The following is a 17,626-nucleotide window of genomic DNA, read 5'->3' as shown; positions in this document are numbered from 1 at the left end:
AGGGTCGCCATCACGGGCGACCCTGCCAGCCAGACGCGAAATTAACCGCGTGAGCCTTTCATCAGATCACGTTTCATATCAATGATGTTCTGATAATCGGCAACGGTTGCCGGGCCGATGTGCTGAGCACCGCCCACCGCTTTAACAAAGCAGCTGTGGTCTTCTTTATCCAGCTTCTTGATCGCCGCCACCAGCTTCTGTTTGAAGTCAGCGGGCAAGTTATTGCTCACCAGGATTGGACCGTTCGGGATCAGCGGAGACTGCCAGATGATACGGATTTTCTTCATCAGGTCAGGTTGGTCCATACGCATCATGCGGCCAAAGGCACCAGAGGTATAACCCTTGTCGTAATCACCGATCATGGAGGTCCAGGTCACTGCGCCTTCGAACTGACCATTCAGCACACCCAGGATGTCCTGCTCATGGCCGCCAGAGAAGGTGACGCTGGAGAAGGTGTTATTGTACTTGTCGTCAACTGTGCCACCGAACTCTTTCTTGAACGCCTGGTTTGGCATCAGGAAGCCAGAAGTTGAATCCGGATCGGCCATGCCGAAAGATTTACCTTTCAGGTCTTCCAGTTTTTTGTACGGGCTGTCCGCTTTCACGATCACGACTGAGTGGTAACCCTGTGAACCGTCTTTGTCATCTACCACGATGCCGACAACATCAACCGCTTTCGGGTTCTGCAGATAGACGGAAGCGTAAGATGCTGGAGACATGCTCAGCACCATATCAATTTTGTTACCCAGCAGGCCCTGAATCACGCCTGAGTAGTCAGACGAGTTGCGCATTTTGGTATCGACATTCAGCTCTTTATCGAAGAAATCTTTCACGCACTGGTTATCACCGATCTGCTGAGTGGCGTTCTGTCCACCCAAAATCCCGAGGTTCAATTCTTTTGGTGCATCCGCTGCGTTAACGCCAAAAGTCATTGCAACAGTCAATAAAGCTAAAGAGGTCAGTTTCATTCGTGTTTTTTCTCTTGCCGTGGAAGTTAGTGGAGCTGGTTAATTTCGTCGCCGTACAGCTCATGCAGCAAGCCATCGGTCAACTGAGAAGGATGTCCGTCAAACAGCACTTTGCCGCGCTGAATGCCGATAACACGGGTGCAGTACTGCTTCACCAGTTCAATCGAGTGCAGGTTCACCATCACGCTGATGCCCTGCTCACTCACCTGGCGCAGCACATCCATGATGCGTTTGGTGTTTTTCGGGTCGAGTGAGGCCACCGGCTCGTCCGCCAGCAGGATGCGCGGGTTCTGCATCAGCGCACGGCAAATCGCCACGCGCTGCATCTGTCCGCCTGACAGGTTCTCCGCACGCTGCAGCGCCTGCGGCAGCATGTTCATCCACTGCAGCAGCTCAATGGCCTGCGCACGGTCCGCTTCGGAGAACACTTTGAAGAAGGATTTCAGGGTTGAGGTCTGGCTCAGGCGTCCCAGCAGGACGTTGGTCAGTACATCAAGACGCGGCACCAGACAGAAGTCCTGGAAGATCATGCCGCATTCGCTGCGCCATTCGCGCATCTGGCGGCTGTTGAGCGTCACTACATCACGATCCGCTTCACCCTGACGATTGCTGAGAATCGCGCCCTGCGAAGCACTGATGGTGCCGTTCAGCATGTGTAACAGTGTCGATTTGCCTGCGCCTGAGCGACCAATCACGGCCACCAGCTCGCCCGCATGCAGATCGAAGCTGACATTATCCAGTACGCGGTTTTCGCCGTACGCCTTGCACAGTCCCTGTACCGACAGCACCTTGTTGCCTTGCCCGGCGTGCGGAACATAAGGATTGTCGATAACGGTTTTCAGTAATGCCTGTGCCATGTTGCACTCCATCTCGCTGAGGTCTTGATTGCCCGTTATTACGGGCAAATCCGATGAAGTCTTGATGACAGTAAAATGATTAAACAGTGACAGCGTGTGAGGAACCGACCGTGATGGTCTGACCGTCAGTAGCCGCCAGCACATTGTCCGGTAAGCGATTGTTGAGTAACCAACTGTCCATCTCATGGCTCAGGTGGATAAGCCAGGCCTGGCGCGGCGCCAGCTGTTCAATAATCTGCAATGCGCGCGTCACATCATTATGATTGCGCACGCTTTCTCGCGGCGGGTCATTGCAGTCAATCACCAGCTGATCCAGCGGTTGACCATCAAGAAAATCTGCAGTGTCCGGGGGTAGTCCGCAGGTATCACACAGCCAGGCAAGACGCGTACCGTGCCAGTCGAACAGGTAGCCATAAGTGAGTTTTGAGTGCTGTAACGGCAGCGGCGTGACCTGCAACGTCCCGAAACTGTGAGGCACAAAAGGCGTGAGCGCGGAGCGGAAATCCAGCAGGCCCGGATGCTTAAACAGGTCATTACAGCCCTTCTCATCCGGTGGCGCCCACACCGGAATCGGTTCACCCAATCCCCAACGCAGGCTAAAGAGTCCCGCTACATGATCCATATGAAAATGGGTCAGTAAAATGCGGCTCAACTCGCCGGGACGAAAGCGCTGATGCAGATCGTGACGTCCGGCATCCAGCAAAATACGTTCGCTGCCGGTGTCAATCAGCGCACTGGTGGCAGCACGAGCGCGTCGTGGTTCAAGGCGGGCGCGTTCACAGGCGTGGCAATCACAGCCAAACAGCGGCGCAGATTGCACGCCTCCAGTACCGAGAAAAGTGAGTTTCATGGCGGATGCTCCAGCAACTGGCGCAGCCGGTCGAGCGTATCGCTAAGTGCGCCATCGTTATTGAGCGGATGGCAGTGCGCAGGCAGCGGTTCTGCCGCACGCGCCAGCCGTTTACCGATTTCGGCTTCACTTTCACGTCCGCGCTGCCGTAAACGCATTTCCAGCACCGCCGGAGAGACTTGCAGCACCAGCGGCAACAGTTGTGCCCCGTAATGCTGCTCAACAATCGGCAAATGCAGACGTGAACCATTGACCAGCACATTTAAACCCCGCGCCAGCCAGTGATCGATCTCTTCTCCCAGACCGTAATACAGGCCGTGTGCCTGCCAGCTAATGGCAAACAATCCCAGTGTCTGACGCCGCCGAAACTCGGCCTCGCTCAGCGCCACATGGTTTTCGCCCCCGGCATCGGCCGGACGCGTAATGTAGCGATGGGCGATGACCAGGTTATCCGGCGGCGCTTCGCGTAGCGCATTCAACAGACTGTCTTTACCCGAGCCCGAAGGCCCGGTTAGCCAGATCAGGCGCGCCATCAGAACACCAGCCGGCCCTGCGACCAGACGTGGCGAATGTGAGGATGCCCATGTTCGGTATGCGCCAGCACCAGGTCGGCACGCATGCCTTCGCCAATCACCCCGCGATCGTGCAAACCAATAGCGCGAGCCGGATTACGTGTCACCAGCGCGGCGGCTTGTGGCAACGTCAGGCTGTTGCGCTCATCCGCCACTAAGCGGAACACCGCGTCCAGCAGGCTCGCCGGGTAGTAGTCGGATGACAAAATATCCAGCAGGCCATGGCTGGCCAGCTCCCAGGCTGCCACGTTGCCGGAATGCGAGCCGCCGCGTACGATATTCGGCGCGCCCATCAACACCTGCATACCGCATTCGCGCGAGGCGCGTGCGGCCTCCAGCGTGGTGGGGAATTCAGCAATGGTGCTGCCCACATCGTGTGATTCGGCAACGTGTGCCGCTGTGTCGTCATCGTGGCTGGCAATCGGAATGCCGCGCGAACGGCACAGGCCGGAAATGGCGTTGCGGTTCGGGGTGGAGAACTCAGCGGCCAGCGCCAGTTGCTCACGCTCGAACTGATCCATCTGCTCATCATTAAGCGAATATTTGCCCTGATAATAGAGGCGATACATCTCCAGTGAAGCGTACTGACGCTGACCTGGCGAATGGTCCATCAGCGACACCAATGACAGCTCCGGCGTACTCATCAGCTTTTCGAACAGCGGCAGTGTGGTGTTATGGGGCAACTCACAGCGCAGGTGCAGATGGTGATCGACACGGTTAATGCCTTTGCGGTTACTGTCCTGAATCGCGTTGATCATCTTGCTCAGGTTCTCAATGCGATGACCGCCGTCGCGCACATCGCCGACACCAATGGCATCCAGCACCGTGGTAATACCGCTGGCGACCATCAGCGCATCGTGGCTACTCATTGCTGAGTGCGCCGGCCAGTCCACTTTCGGACGCGGCGTGAAGAACTTATCGAGGTTATCGGTGTGCAACTCGACCAGACCTGGCAGCAGGAAGGCGTTTTCGCCATCCAGTGCGCCCGCTAATTGGCTGGTACTGTCACTGAAACTGGCAATGCGACCCTCACGGATTTCCAGCGAACCGGTGACAACTTCATGTTCCAGCACCAAACGGACGTTATTGACGATCATGCTTCTGCTCCTGTTTTAACCGGCTGCATGACGTGCAGGCGATCGGCCACGCGTGCGCGCACCGCTTCGTCATGGAAAATACCCACAATGGCGGCACCACGGGTGCGCGCCTGTTCAATCAATTCCACCACCGCGGCGCTGTTGGCACTGTCGAGGGAAGCGGTAGGTTCATCCAGCAGCAGCACTGGATAGTCGGCGATAAAACCACGCGCGATGTTGACGCGCTGCTGTTCACCACCGGAGAAAGTGGATGGCGCGAGTGACCATAAACGCTCCGGCACATTCAGCCGTGTCAGCAGCTCTTTGGCACGTTTCTCGCAGAAAGCACGCTCCACGCCGCGCTCTAACAGCGGTTGCATTACGATCTCCAGCGTCGGGACGCGAGGGATCACCCGCAGGAACTGGCTGACCCAGCCAACGGTTTCGCGGCGAATCGCCAGTATCTGGCGCGCGGGAGCCTGTGCCATATCGATCCACTCACCCTGATGTTGCAGCCAGATATGACCGCTGTTGGCCTGATAGTTGCCGTACAGCGCGCGCAGTAAGGTGGATTTTCCGCTGCCGGAGCGACCGTGCAGCACCACGCACTCACCGGCGCACACTTCAAGATTGGCATCCTGCAGCACCGGCAGCTCGGCGCTGCTCTGGTTGTGCAGCACAAAGGTTTTGCTGAGTTTCTCTACGCGCAATAAAGGTTGCATGTTGATGTCCTGATGAAGTTAAGCCAGCACCGATGAAACCAGCAGTTGGGTGTAGGGATGGTGCGGATCGTCCAGCACCCGATCGGTCAGACCGCTCTCCACCACTCTGCCCTGCTTCATCACCAACAGACGGTGCGCCAGCAAGCGCGCCACGCCGAGATCGTGCGTGACAATCACCACCGCCAGATTGAGTTCACGTACCAAGGTACGCAGCAGATCCAGCAGTCGCGCCTGCACGGATACATCCAGTCCGCCGGTCGGCTCATCCATAAACACCAGCGTGGGCTGGGTCACCAGGTTGCGGGCAATCTGCAAACGCTGCTGCATACCGCCGGAGAAGGTGGTCGGCAAATCGTCGATGCGGTTAGCGGGGATTTCGACGTCCTGCAACCAGCGCATCGCCTCTTTACGGATATCGCCATAATGGCGCTGGCCGACGGCCATCAAGCGCTCACCGATATTGCCGCCTGCCGTGACCTGCGGACGCAATCCATCCAATGGATGCTGATGCACCACGCCCCACTCGGTGCGCAGTAAGCGGCGGCGATCGCTTTCACTTAGCTGATAGAGATCCTGAGCGCGATAGAGAATGTTGCCCTGCTGTGGCGCTAAACGCGCCGACAGGCTGCGCAGCAGCGTGGTTTTGCCGGAACCAGACTCGCCCACAATGCCCAAGACTTCCCCTGGATAGAGTTCAAAGCTAACGTCTTCAAAACCTTTGCCTGGCGCATAGAGGTGCGTCAGATTGTTGACCGCAAGCAGCGGCTGTTCACTGTGCATGTTGTTGTTCCTGCTGCTGGTGGCAAAAATCGGTATCGGAGCAGACAAACATGCGCGTACCGGCATCATCCATGACCACCTCATCAAGGTAGCTGTGGCGTGAACCGCACAGGGCACAGGGTTCATCCCAGCTTTGTACGGTGAATGGGTGGTCGTCGAAGTCGAGGCTTTCCACTTTGGTGTACGGCGGCAGCGCGTAGATGCGTTTTTCACGGCCAGCACCAAACAGCTGCAGTGCGGGCATCATGTGCATCTTCGGGTTGTCGAATTTCGGAATCGGCGATGGATCCATCACGTAGCGATCGTTGACCTTGACCGGATAGGCGTAGGTGGTGGCGATATGGCCGTAGCGGGCGATATCTTCATACAGTTTGACCTGCATGATGCCGTACTCTTCCAGTGCGTGCATGGTGCGAGTTTCCGTTTCGCGTGGTTCGATAAAGCGCAGCGGCTCAGGAATCGGCACCTGGAAAATCAGCACCTGATCTTCCTGCAGTGGCGTCTCCGGAATGCGGTGACGCGTCTGGATCAGCGTGGCATCTTTGGTGGCTTCAGTGGTCGCTGCGCCGCTGACGCGCTGGAAGAAACGACGGATGGATACGGCGTTGGTGGTGTCATCCGCGCCCTGGTCAATCACCTTCAGCACGTCGCTGTCACCAATGATGCTGGCGGTGATCTGGATCCCGCCAGTGCCCCAGCCGTAAGGCATCGGCATTTCTCGTCCGGCAAACGGCACCTGATAACCCGGAATCGCTACCGCTTTGAGGATCGCGCGACGAATGGTGCGCTTGGTCTGCTCATCCAGATAGCCGTTGTTATAGCCGGTTAACTCACTCATCGTTTTGCTCCTGAACCTGTTCACGCAGCCGTTTCAGCAACTCCAGCTCCGCCTGGAAATCGACGTAATGCGGCAGTTTCAGATGCGAAACAAAGCCCGCCGCTTCCACGTTGTCGGCATGCGACAGCACAAACTCTTCATCCTGCGCCGGACCGGCAATACGTTCATCGTAATCGGGGGCCTGCAGGGCACGATCCACCAGCGCCATTGCCATCGCTTTACGCTCTGAGCGCCCAAACACCAGGCCGTAACCACGGGTGAAGTGCGGCGCACCTTCAGTTTGCGTGGTGAAGCCGTTAACCATTTCACACTCGGTCAGCAGGATTTCGCCGATATCAATCTCGAAGCCCAGCTCTTCCGGGCAGATTGATACGCTGAGATAGCCGGTGCGAATCTCACCGGCAAACGGATGGTTACGCCCGTAGCCACGCTGGGTGGAATATCCAAGCGCCAGCAGAAAACCTTCATCGCCGCGTACCAGCTGTTGCAGGCGTGCCGCGCGCGTCGCCGGATAACCGGGCGGCTCGCGGGTGATATCGCACGGCTCGCTGCCATCATCCTCTTCACGCGCCGCCAGACCCTCTTTGGTCATCATGCTGAACACGTGCGGACAGCGTTCAGGCAGTGCCTGATCGTCACGTGGTGCCGCCGGGGTTTCACCGTTGGCCAGCAACGTGAAATCGAGCAGACGATGGCTGTAATCGTAAGTGGGGCCGAGCACCTGGCCGCCCGGCAAATCCTTGTAGACCGCCGAAATACGACGTTCGATGCGCATCTCATCGGTTTCCAGCGCCATGCTGTCGGCCAGACGTGGCAAGGTGGTGCGATAGGCGCGCAGCAGGAAGATGGCTTCCACCAAATCGCCGCTGGCTTGTTTAATCGCTAAGGCCGCGAGCTGGGGATCGTAAATGCCGCCTTCGGTCATCACGCGATCCACCGCTAATCCCAACTGTTGCGCGACCTGATCGCAACCCAGTTCCGCCACGTCGCGGTCGCCACGGCGCAGATCGGCCTGAAGCTCATGGGCGCTGGCTATCGCCTTCTCGCCCCCTTTCACCGCAACGTACATCAGCACACCTCCACGTCAGTGGTGCGTGGCAAGGCCATCATCGCTTCACCGCAGGTGAAAATCAGATCCACGCCCAATGGGAACGGATGCGGACGCTCACGCAGATAAGTCAGAATCGCTTCCGGCAACTGTGGCGCGATGGCGCGTGATTCACGCAGGCCAGGGCCGGACAGGCGCAGGGTTAAACCCCCATTCAGGGAGGGCACTTCAATGATCAGCGTGGTACTTTTTTCCGGTGACATATTGTCGCCCGGCGCGAACTGCGCAGGATCCGGATTTGACGCTGCATGGGTTAAGGCAAACGGTGCATGGCGCTCTTCCACAATCGGCACACCGGTGTGGAAACGCAGGTTGTTACGCACGATTTCGCTGTCTACACGGCTATCCAGCCACAGCGCACTCTCCTGATCCACCAGCGTCAGCAGTACCGCCGTCGCGGCAGGAGACAAATCGCCCCAGCCCTGTTCCAGCGGCAGTGAGACCATCACGCCTGGCTCGCTCATGGCTTTCAGGATGCGACGAAAAGCACGCTGTGAATCGGCAACCGGATGGTTAAAACTGGCGAGTAATGTCATTAGTTATCTCCGCGTACCAGCGTAAAGAAGTCCACTTTAGAGCTGGCGATTTCACGTGCACGCAGCTGACGCTGCTCTTCACGCAAGGCCGCCAGCGGGGCAATTAATTTTTCCTGCAACAGCGCATGGGTTTCCGGCTGTTGCAGCAGCGCATCAATCACGGCGCAGCGTTCGGCATGGGCTTTATCGCGGCCCAGCACATAGCTGAAGCCAAGGGTGCCATCGTGCAGTTTCACTACGGCACGCGTGACGGTGGCATCGCCCATTACGAAGCGTTTGCCGCTACCGCCCATGCGCGCCTGCAAACGGGTTAAACCGGTTTCGGCGGGACGAATCGCTTTAAATTGTGCATTGAGGTGCAGCGACTGCCAGTGGGCATTTAGCTGGCTGGCTTCGCTGTGCGCGAGTACCGATAGCCAATGCTGGCGAGCGGTTTGCTGTTTCATTCATGCTCCAGAGTCAGTTCAATCATGTCGCCACGCGTCAGGCTGACGGAGTATTCCGCTACCTGACCGTCACGGTGTTTATTCAGGGTGCGCACGCACAGCAGCGGTGACTGCAGGGCAATCTCCAGCTGTTTACACTCTTTAGCCTGGGCGCGGCGGGTGCTGATTCGGGTTTGCGAACGCGTTAAATCGAGGCCAAGGTGCTGCTGCATAAAGTCATGCAGCGAGCCGTTCTGGAACTGCTGTATCGCCGGCCACCAGCTCAGTTCCGGCAGGAAGTGATTGATGACACACACCGGTACGCCATTGACGCGGCGCAGCGTGCGCAGATGAATCACGTTGTCGCCTTCATTAATGGCCAGTGCACTGGCCACGTCGCTGCTGGCCGGTCGCAGCACTGCCAGCAAACGTTCGCTGGTCGGATGGCTGCCCTGCTCCAGCAGGTTTTGGCTAAAGCGCGCCTGCGCATGCAAGGGGTAATCATAGGGACGCATCAACACCAGGATGCCGACGCCGTGACGGCGTTGCAGCAGCCCTTTGTTCACCAGTTCATCCACCGCGCGGCGCAACGTATGGCGGTTGACTTCATAGTGGTCGGCTAACTGCTGTTCGGAAGGCAGATAGTCACCGCAGCGATAACGCTCTTGCAGTGCCTGCTCCAGTTGGGCGGCGACCGCCTGGTAAACAGTGGTCGGATGTCTGGATATCTCCATCACGTTCAATACCTCATTCGCTATGGTTGAGGAACGCAGCGACAAGTGCTGCGAGATGGCGACTACAGTGCGCGAGCCAGATGACAGCGCCGTGACGACTCAATGACGTGAGGATGAATTTGCTATAGGGCAGCAGGATCGAAGTGAAACGGCTGCGGTTTTGATAAAAAATTTTTAACTGTTGCCTTTGTTACAGTGTTCAAAAAATTATCGCTTATTTTCACCGCTTTATCGCTTTCCTTACTGGGTGAAGCTTGCGTAAAGTCTGCTAACGTTATTGATGAGCCCTCCTTGTCACGCGAACCTTAAAATGATTAATACAATCAAACTGTCAGATGGATTCAGACGCAATTTCGTTCGGGAAGTGATTTTGCCTTTGGTGGCGATTTTAGTTTTAACCTTTGCCGGAGCAGGTGTTGGCTTGTTCTGGGGCACCTCGCTGAGCAATGAACAGGCTCGCGATCAACAGCAACGCATGATTGAGGCCTCCTTTAGCCAAAGTTTGAATGAACATTTGCGTCAGCTGCGCAGTTTGACTCGCTGGTCGCCTCTCGCTGACCAATTGGCGTTGGGCGTGCCGGATCAGAACTGGTTAGATCAAAATATCGGCGGCTGGCTTTATGACATGTTTGACCACCAGTTGATTCTGCTGATGGATCGTAACAATCAGCCACTGGCGGTCTGGCGTGAGGGTAAACGCGTATCCAGTGACAGCGTAGGGCAATACCTTAAAGACATGCTGGCCAGTCCGCTCGTGGTGAGCAGCGATGAGGTGGCGGGTCCCAGCGATCGTGCCGATTTCGTGCGCATTGGGCAACGTGCCGCGGCCCTGGCCGTTGGCGATATCAGCAGCACCCGTGAAGCAGGCCGCTATCGATTAGTGAGTATCAAATTCCTCGATGATGGCTATTTACGTAATCTGGCGGATCGCAGCCAGCTGCAGCAGCTGCATTTTAGCGATGGCGCGCCGCAGCCCGGAACAGATGCACTCTACCAACTGAATTCACAGCAAGGCGATGCCGTGGGTTACCTGAGCTGGCTACCGGATAAACCCGGTGCGCAGTTGTTGCGCATGCTCGGCCCTTCAACACTGTTATCCGTGCTGCTGATTACCCTGCTCTGTCTGTTTATGGTCAGACGCATCTGGACCTCCTCTCTCAATCTGTCGCAATCTTTGCTTAAGCTCGGTGCCAGTGAAGCGCAAGCGCAGCATCTGGCTTTTCACGATGTGCTGACCGGGTTGCCGAATCGGGCGCTGGTGGAAGATCGGCTGACCCAGGCGCTGGCGGCATCCGCCCGGCACGATCAGCGTGTGGCGCTGCTGTTGCTTGATCTCGATCGCTTTAAAAACATCAATGATACCTATGGTCATCATGCGGGCGATGAGTTGATCATTGAGGTGGCGCGCCGCCTCACGCACATCTTGCGTGCCAGCGATACCGTAGGACGCATCGGTGGGGATGAATTTATTGTGATGATGCCGGACGTCGATAACATCGGTCAGGTGCAGGCATTGGCAAAACGCATTATCAGTGAGCTGAGTGAAGCCTATGAGCTGCAAGGCAGCGAAGTCTGGGTTGGGGTTAGCATCGGGCTGGCGCTGGCCCCTAAAGATGGCATTGACCGCATGAAGCTGATGCGTAAAGCGGACATCGCGCTCTATGAGGCGAAAAACAGTGGTCGCGGCCAGTATCGCCAGTTCGAAAAAGTGATGGATGAATCGCTGCGCACCCGCCAGCAGATGGCGACGGATTTACGTCAGGCGCTGGTCAATTTCGATGGCCTGCGCGTGTGGTATCAACCCCTGATGGAGATCAGCGGACAGCGTGTGGTGGGATTAGAAGCCCTGCTGCGCTGGCAGCATCCGGTACGTGGTGATGTCTCGCCGGGTGACTTTATCGCCATCGCCGAAGAGACCGGGATGATCATTCCGCTGGGCGAATGGGTATTACGTGAAGCCTGTAAAACCTCACTGAAATTGCCGCAGGTGATTGTGGCGGTCAACGTTTCTCCCGTGCAGTTCCGCGCCAGTGGCTTTGTGGAGCGCATCGTTGAAATTGTGCGTGAAGAAGGCGCCAATCCGCATCATCTGGAACTGGAGATCACCGAAGGCGTATTGATTGAGGATGAGCACGAAGCGCGTAATAACATCATCGCGCTGCGTGAGGCCGGTTTCCGGATTGCGCTGGATGATTTTGGCACCGGTTATTCCAGCCTCAACTATCTCAGCACGTTCCCGGTCGACAAAATTAAGATTGATCGCTCCTTCACCCAATCACTGGGCGTGGCGCAAAATTCTGCGGCAATCGTTGAATCCGTGGTGCGTCTGGGTCACGCTATGGGCTTAACGCTGACCGCTGAAGGGGTCGAAACCGAAGGCCAGAAAATGGCACTGGCCGATGCGGGATGTAATCAGCTGCAGGGATATCTGTTCAGCCAGGCCGTACCGTTTGAAGAGATTGAAAAGATGATATAAATGCCCAGCGGGAGGAGAGTGTTCCGCCCTACGGGCATTGACGTCAAAACCGCGCCGCTCGCGTTTAATCCGGTTAGCGGTGGCGGCGCGATCTACCCTGCACCAGGGTTATGACGGAAAATCTGTATCAATCGACGTCTGTTTCCAGTCTTCGATCTGCGCCAGGCGCTCTTTCAACTTATTGGTCACCGCCTCATAACCCCATGCGCCCATCACCAAATGGCGCGGAGGATTGTCATGTTCGGTGATGGCAATCATCGCCGTGGCCGCGCGTGCCGGATCGCCGGCCTGGGTGCCGCTGTATTCAGACGTGGCTTTCATGCGCGCTGCCGCCGTGTCGGCATACTCCGGTAAGGTGCTCGGCGTCTGATGCAGCGAACGCCCCGCCCAGTCGGTGCGGAATGGCCCCGGTTCAACACAGGTAACATGAATGCCCAAAGGTGCCGCTTCAACCGCCAGTGAATCAGACCAGCCCTCCACGGCGTGTTTGCTGGCCGAGTAGTAGCCTGAGCTGGCAAAACCAATGAATCCGGCCACTGAGGTGATATTGATGACGTGTCCACGACGCTGTTTGCGCATCGCCGGTAATACCGCACGCGTTAAGGCAAACAGGCCAAAGACGTTGGCATCGAATTGATCACGGATCTCGCGATCATCACCCTCTTCGACTGAACTCTGATAGCCGTAACCCGCATTGTTGACCAGCACATCAATGGCACCGAATTTCTCCAGCGCCGCGTGAACCGCGCGATCGATACTGCTCTGATCGGTCACATCCAGTGCCACCGCAAGTGCATTGTCATGCCCCGCCACCAAATCCTGCACTTTCTCCGGGTCACGCGCGGTCACCACGGTGTGAAAGCCGCGCGCAATGGTCTGCTGCGCCAGCTCCCGGCCAAAGCCGGTTGAACAGCCAGAAATAAACCAAACGGGGGTGTTTGCTGAAGCCATAGTGACATCCTCTTAAGTGCGCCCGATGAACCGTCATCGGGCAACAAAAGACTATGGCAAAGCCTGAAGCTGAATATTAGCGCTTAGTGCGACCGGTTCATCATCGCCGGATAGCGCTGTTGCAGATTTTGAAAGATAGCCTGCATCTGCGCGTCAAGTGCTGCCGGTTGTGTATCTGCTATGGCTGGCTTAAGTGCAACGGGTTGTGCCTCCGCCGCCACGGCGTCAAACACCTGTTGCTTCAGGAAGTGGCGCCAGCTGACCGGCGCTTCTGCCAGAAACGCGGTGAGCAACGCATAGCGCGCCGGTGTCCACTGCTGTTCAAATGCCGTGCGTGTCGGGCCGTGATCAAAATGCTGCCGGGCTTCGCGCTGCATCTCAGCGCGTAAACGCGCAGTGGTGACCTCATCCACCTCATCATTGATGATCGCCACGCCATAGCTATTACGTGCCACTTGCACTGAAACAAATCCGCAGCGCACATCCTGCAGCACCGCCGCCGGCTCGCGCCCCACCGGCAGGCCATACCCTCCCGCGCCCGGACCGCGTACCTCAACGATATCGCCTGGCTGGCAACGAATGACATCGGTGTTGCCGTGTTCAATGACCTTGCCGTTGCGCAGCGTGCGGAAGTGCGACAATGCCCCTGACTCACCGCCCAGCACGCCAGCCGAAGCGAACACTGACCGGTTGCGATTGCGCGCCGTTACCGTGGTGTTGGGCGCGGTAATTTCAAACGCCATCTCCGTGGCCAGACCGCCGCGATAGCGCCCGGCACCGGCACTGTCCGCCGCCAGCCCATAGCGATGGAAATGGATCGGCACTTCTGCCTCGTTGATCTCAATGGGCGTGTTTTTCAGAAACGCCGATAACCCGCCAGAACCATCCGGGCCATCATGACGTGGCGTCCCGCCCGCGCCACCGCCGACAGGCCCTAGCGAGGCCACGACGCTGCGGTTCTGACTATCGCTGGTACGGATATTCATGATTGAGTTGCCGCCGGGTGAGTTTGCCGGTAAGCGATCGGGCAATGCCTGGGAGAACACGCCGATGGTGGCAATCTGCGACAGCGCACAGGTCAGCGAACGCATGCCTACCGCGGCGGGCGCTTCACAGTTCATTACGGTGCCCGGCGGCAGGATGGCGCGCGTCGGGCGTAAGGTGCCCGCATTAAGCAGCAGATGGCGATCCAGCGTTGAGAGCACATAAGTGACGCCCACCAGCGCCAGCGGATGCCGTTCACGGCCACCGGTGGGCATATTCAGCGAGGAGGCCAGCTGCGGATCGCTGCCGGTGTAATCCAGTTCCAGCGTGTCGCCGCTAATGCGCAGCGTGATCGCCACGCGGCACGGATAGCCGCCTTCACCATCTTCGTCGGCAAAGTCAGCATAGAAGTATTCACCATCCGGAATGGTGGCGATAATGCTGCGCGCCTGCGCTTCGGCGTAGTCCAGAATGCCTTCAATGCCCTGCAGGAAATCCTCAATACCGAAACGCGCGATGATGTCATGGATCTTACGCTCGCCCACGTTTACCGAAGCAATCTGCGCTTTGAAATCCCCCCAGTTTTGCTCTGGTACACGCACGTTGAGGCGCATAATGCTGGCGACTTCTTCATTCAACTCACCGTTGCGCACAATCTTGAGTGGCGGAATGCGAATGCCCTCCTGCACGATATCGGTCAGCGAGCGCGACAGCGAAGCCGGCACCGCACCGCCCACGTCGGTGTTGTGAATATGACCCACCACAAAACAGACAATTTCACCGTTATGGAACACCGGCTTCCAGATGTGGATATCCGGCGAGTGGGTGGCCACATTGCCCGCATACGAATCATTGGTGATGCAGATATCGCCCTCTTCGTAATGATCGATTAACGCCAGCACCGGGCCGTAATCGATGCCGCTGTACCAGGGCGCGCCAAAGCTGCGTGGCGAAGCGAACGCCATGCCGTCACGGCTGACAATCTGACAGGAAAAATCTTCGGTCTCTTTAACGAAAGTGGAGTGCGCGGTGCGCATCAGCGTAAATGCCATCGCATCGGCCGCAGCGGCACAATAGTTCGCGAGAATTTGCAGGTTACGTCCGTTAATGGCCATATTAGTTTGCCTCCACAGGCGTAATCAGCAAGTTGCCAAAGGTATCGACATCCACCTGCATCTGCGGTGGAACACAGGTGGTACAGTCATCTTGTGCGATGATCACCGGTCCGTTGAGATGATGCGCGGCCCGCAGACTGGCACGCACCACCACATCCACCTGATGCGATGCGCCATCAATCCAGGCACTGACACGTTTCGCAACGGCAACGGGCTCGGTCGCGTCGGGTAAGTTGTTGAGCGTCGGCTTCGGTGTGGGCGAGGCGATCACTAAACGCAGGTTGATAATCTGCACGGGTGCATTGGCATCACTGTGACCAAATAGCAGCTGATGCTGGCGGTCAAAGGCCTCGTGCAAGGCCGCCACGTTGGCCTGCGCCAGCCACTCTGGCTGTAGCGCGACTTCGATCTCAAACGACTGACCGCGATAGCGCATATCAGCGCTGTAGTGCAAGGTGAATGGCATATCAGTGCCATGTTGCTCGCACAGCCAGCCGCGTGCGCGTTGGCTCAGGCCTTCCGCTTCCGTTGCCAGTGCATCCGCCAGCGTCGCGTCCAGATCGCTATAAAGCGTGCGGATAAAATCATTGCGGATATCCGCCACCAACCCTCCTAGCGCTGACAGCACGCCCGGTGTAGGCGGCACGATCACCCCTTTCATATTGAGTTCGCGGGCGAGGAAACACCCCATCATCGGGCCCGCGCCGCCAAAGGCGAGGAACCAAAATTCACGCGGATCCAACCCAAAACGCGACAGCAATCCGCTGGTATCAACGTACATACTGGAGATCGCCAGCTCGATGGCGGTTTCCGCCGTCTCTTCCACCGTGATACCCAGTTGATCTGCCAGCGGTTGCCAGGCAGCACGTGCAGCAGCAACATCGACTTTCACCGCGTTGTAACCGAGATCGCCATGACCGATCATGCCACAGGCGGCAAAAGCATCGGTCGCCGTCGGTTGCGTCCCTCCACGCTGGAAACACACCGGCCCGGGCAGCGATCCGGCGCTATCCGGGCCCATCTGCAGCACGCCCTGGTTATCGATCCACGCCAGCGAGCCGCCACCCTGCCCCACCGAGGTGACTGCCACTGACGGAATATAAATCGGGAAATCACCGATGATTTCACCGTTGCCCTGCGCCACTTGCCCATCGACGATCACCGCCACGTCCGCGCTGGTGCCGCCAATATCAAGGCTCAGGATCTTGTTGAAACCACAAGCGCTGGCAAGGAAGCTGGCACCGATCACGCCTGAAGCCGTGCCGGACAACACCATCTGCACACATTCACTTTTCGCCTGCTCCACGCCCATCACCCCACCATTGGATTTGGTGATACGCGGCGGCGGCTTAACGCCCATGGTGTGCAACGCCTGTTCAAACGATTCCAGGTAGTGAATCACCATCGGCTGCACATAGGCATTAATGGTGGCGGTGATAGTCCGTTCATATTCGCGAATGATCGGCCAGATGTCGGCGGAGCAAGAGGTGAGCAGTTCAGGCGCCACCTCGTCGATAATGGCTTTGACTGCTGCTTCGTTGTGGCGATTGCGATAACTGTGTAACAGCGACACCACAATGCCCTGACAACCCGCCGCACGCGCCTGATCAATGGCATCCAGCACACTTTGCCGATCCACTGGCTGCAACACGGTGCCGTGGCGGTCCGTTCGCTCTTTGATGGCAAACACCCGATCGCGGGTAATCAACGGTGCCGGACGTCGCGAAAAGAGATCGTGAATATGAGGAATTTTGAGACGCGCCAGCTCCAGCACATCACAAAATCCTTCGGTGGCAAATAGCGCCAGCCGCACGCCACGTCGCTGGATGACCGCGTTGATGCCCACGGTGGTGCCGTGGGTAAAATAATCAATATGCTGGGGTTCAATCCCGTCACGCTGCTGCAACTGCGACAGCCCGGTGAGGATTTCGCTGCCGGGCTGATCCGGTCGCGACAGGACTTTTAAGGTATGAATCTGATGAGTCTGTTCATTCAGCACGGCAAAATCCGTAAAGGATCCGCCAATATCAACGCCAACGCGGTAACCCATGGTGAGCAAGCTCCGTTATCAGGAGAGAGGAAATTCCATCAGTTTTTGCGGATCCTGCACCACACGCCAGCCAAGGCGCTGATACAGCTGATGGGCATCATTAGTAGAGAGCATCCAGCGGTGCACCGTGGCCAGCTCCGGGTGCGCACGCACACAGGTCGCCAGCCAGCTGCCCAGTCCATGGCCCCGCCAGTTTTCATCGATCATCACATCGCACAGCCAGCCAATGCGGGTGTAATCCGTCACCAGTCGCGCGAAGCCAATCTGCTGTTGCTGATGGTAAACACCAAATGGCAACGAACCGGCAAAAGCGCGCTCGGTTTTGGCGCGTGGCTGCGCGTTGGCCCAGTAAGACTTCTCAGTCAATTGCTGGTGGATGTAATGCATATCAAGGCGCTGGCGATCGGTAGAGATGGTGAACTCGTCGCGCTGCCATTGATGATCGGCAAGGGTTAAAGCGGTCATGGCAACTCCTTGTAAAGCGATAAATTGAGTGTACGGATATGCAGGCACAGGACGCGCGTGAAGCCACGACCGGAACAGTTAAGATAAAGGGAATTTACGGCAGAGAAGAAATTTTATGC

General features: G+C 57.4%; 17 protein-coding genes. 1 reads left to right on the top strand and 16 read right to left on the bottom strand.

What is annotated here, in order from left to right:
- Positions 1–41 precede the first annotated feature (41 nt).
- From phnD to phnF, 12 genes are all read right to left on the bottom strand, one after another.
- Positions 42–968, bottom strand: a complete 927-nt coding sequence (gene phnD, locus FD737_RS03860; RefSeq protein WP_034824564.1) for a phosphonate ABC transporter substrate-binding protein — start codon at positions 966–968, stop codon at positions 42–44.
- 26 nt (positions 969–994) lie between these two features.
- The gene (phnC, locus tag FD737_RS03855; RefSeq protein WP_034824566.1) at positions 995–1,825 is read right to left on the bottom strand and encodes a phosphonate ABC transporter ATP-binding protein; all 831 of its coding nucleotides are present in this window, start codon (positions 1,823–1,825) and stop codon (positions 995–997) included.
- Positions 1,826–1,904: 79 nt separating this feature from the next.
- Positions 1,905–2,675, bottom strand: a complete 771-nt coding sequence (gene phnP, locus FD737_RS03850) for a phosphonate metabolism protein PhnP (protein ID WP_160832764.1) — start codon at positions 2,673–2,675, stop codon at positions 1,905–1,907.
- Positions 2,672–3,208 carry a ribose 1,5-bisphosphokinase gene (gene phnN, locus FD737_RS03845; RefSeq protein WP_160832763.1) on the bottom strand — a complete coding sequence of 179 codons (537 nt, stop codon included), beginning with the start codon at positions 3,206–3,208 and terminating at the stop codon, positions 2,672–2,674. The genes phnP and phnN overlap by 4 nt, the downstream gene beginning before the upstream one ends.
- A complete protein-coding gene (phnM, locus tag FD737_RS03840; RefSeq protein ID WP_160832762.1) occupies positions 3,208–4,344 on the bottom strand; it encodes an alpha-D-ribose 1-methylphosphonate 5-triphosphate diphosphatase in 1,137 nt (378 codons plus the stop codon). Before phnM ends, phnN begins: the two co-directional genes overlap by 1 nt.
- Entirely contained in the window at positions 4,341–5,045 is a 705-nt protein-coding gene (gene phnL, locus FD737_RS03835; RefSeq protein ID WP_034824574.1) for a phosphonate C-P lyase system protein PhnL, read from the bottom strand. The genes phnM and phnL overlap by 4 nt, the downstream gene beginning before the upstream one ends.
- A gap of 18 nt (positions 5,046–5,063) precedes the next feature.
- Positions 5,064–5,825: a phosphonate C-P lyase system protein PhnK gene (phnK, locus tag FD737_RS03830; protein WP_039332167.1), complete on the bottom strand. Its 762-nt coding sequence runs from the start codon at positions 5,823–5,825 to the stop codon at positions 5,064–5,066.
- The gene (locus FD737_RS03825) at positions 5,815–6,663 is read right to left on the bottom strand and encodes an alpha-D-ribose 1-methylphosphonate 5-phosphate C-P-lyase PhnJ (protein WP_058962106.1); all 849 of its coding nucleotides are present in this window, start codon (positions 6,661–6,663) and stop codon (positions 5,815–5,817) included. The genes phnK and FD737_RS03825 overlap by 11 nt, the downstream gene beginning before the upstream one ends.
- Positions 6,656–7,732 (bottom strand): carbon-phosphorus lyase complex subunit PhnI, encoded by a 1,077-nt coding sequence (locus tag FD737_RS03820; RefSeq protein WP_097116715.1) that lies wholly within the window; start codon positions 7,730–7,732, stop codon positions 6,656–6,658. Before FD737_RS03820 ends, FD737_RS03825 begins: the two co-directional genes overlap by 8 nt.
- Positions 7,732–8,307 (bottom strand): phosphonate C-P lyase system protein PhnH, encoded by a 576-nt coding sequence (gene phnH, locus FD737_RS03815; protein ID WP_034824582.1) that lies wholly within the window; start codon positions 8,305–8,307, stop codon positions 7,732–7,734. Before phnH ends, FD737_RS03820 begins: the two co-directional genes overlap by 1 nt.
- On the bottom strand, positions 8,307–8,753 hold the full coding sequence (gene phnG / locus FD737_RS03810) for a phosphonate C-P lyase system protein PhnG (RefSeq protein WP_160832761.1): 447 nt from the start codon (positions 8,751–8,753) through the stop codon (positions 8,307–8,309). Before phnG ends, phnH begins: the two co-directional genes overlap by 1 nt.
- Positions 8,750–9,466 (bottom strand): phosphonate metabolism transcriptional regulator PhnF, encoded by a 717-nt coding sequence (gene phnF / locus FD737_RS03805; RefSeq protein WP_097116713.1) that lies wholly within the window; start codon positions 9,464–9,466, stop codon positions 8,750–8,752. The genes phnG and phnF overlap by 4 nt, the downstream gene beginning before the upstream one ends.
- Positions 9,467–9,776: 310 nt before the next feature.
- On the opposite strand from phnF, the gene FD737_RS03800 reads away from it, so the two are divergent.
- Entirely contained in the window at positions 9,777–11,942 is a 2,166-nt protein-coding gene (locus FD737_RS03800; protein WP_160832760.1) for a bifunctional diguanylate cyclase/phosphodiesterase, read from the top strand.
- Positions 11,943–12,050: 108 nt separating this feature from the next.
- On the opposite strand, the gene FD737_RS03795 is transcribed toward FD737_RS03800, so the two are convergent.
- The 4 genes from FD737_RS03795 to FD737_RS03780 form a co-directional block, all read right to left on the bottom strand.
- A complete protein-coding gene (locus FD737_RS03795; protein ID WP_097116711.1) occupies positions 12,051–12,893 on the bottom strand; it encodes an oxidoreductase in 843 nt (280 codons plus the stop codon).
- 83 nt (positions 12,894–12,976) lie between these two features.
- Positions 12,977–14,992 (bottom strand): hydantoinase B/oxoprolinase family protein, encoded by a 2,016-nt coding sequence (locus FD737_RS03790; protein WP_160832759.1) that lies wholly within the window; start codon positions 14,990–14,992, stop codon positions 12,977–12,979.
- A 1-nt stretch (position 14,993) separates the two neighbouring features.
- Complete coding sequence (locus FD737_RS03785; protein ID WP_160832758.1) at positions 14,994–17,042, bottom strand: hydantoinase/oxoprolinase family protein; 2,049 nt, start codon at positions 17,040–17,042, stop codon at positions 14,994–14,996.
- 18 nt (positions 17,043–17,060) lie between these two features.
- Positions 17,061–17,507, bottom strand: a complete 447-nt coding sequence (locus FD737_RS03780) for a GNAT family N-acetyltransferase (RefSeq protein WP_160832757.1) — start codon at positions 17,505–17,507, stop codon at positions 17,061–17,063.
- Positions 17,508–17,626: the final 119 nt, after the last annotated feature.

It is taken from the genome of Pantoea sp. Seng (genome assembly GCF_009829935.1).
GTDB lineage: Bacteria > Pseudomonadota > Gammaproteobacteria > Enterobacterales > Enterobacteriaceae > Pantoea > Pantoea communis.
The sequence above is the reverse complement of the archived record's forward strand: the minus strand, read 5'-3'. Positions and strand labels throughout refer to the sequence as shown.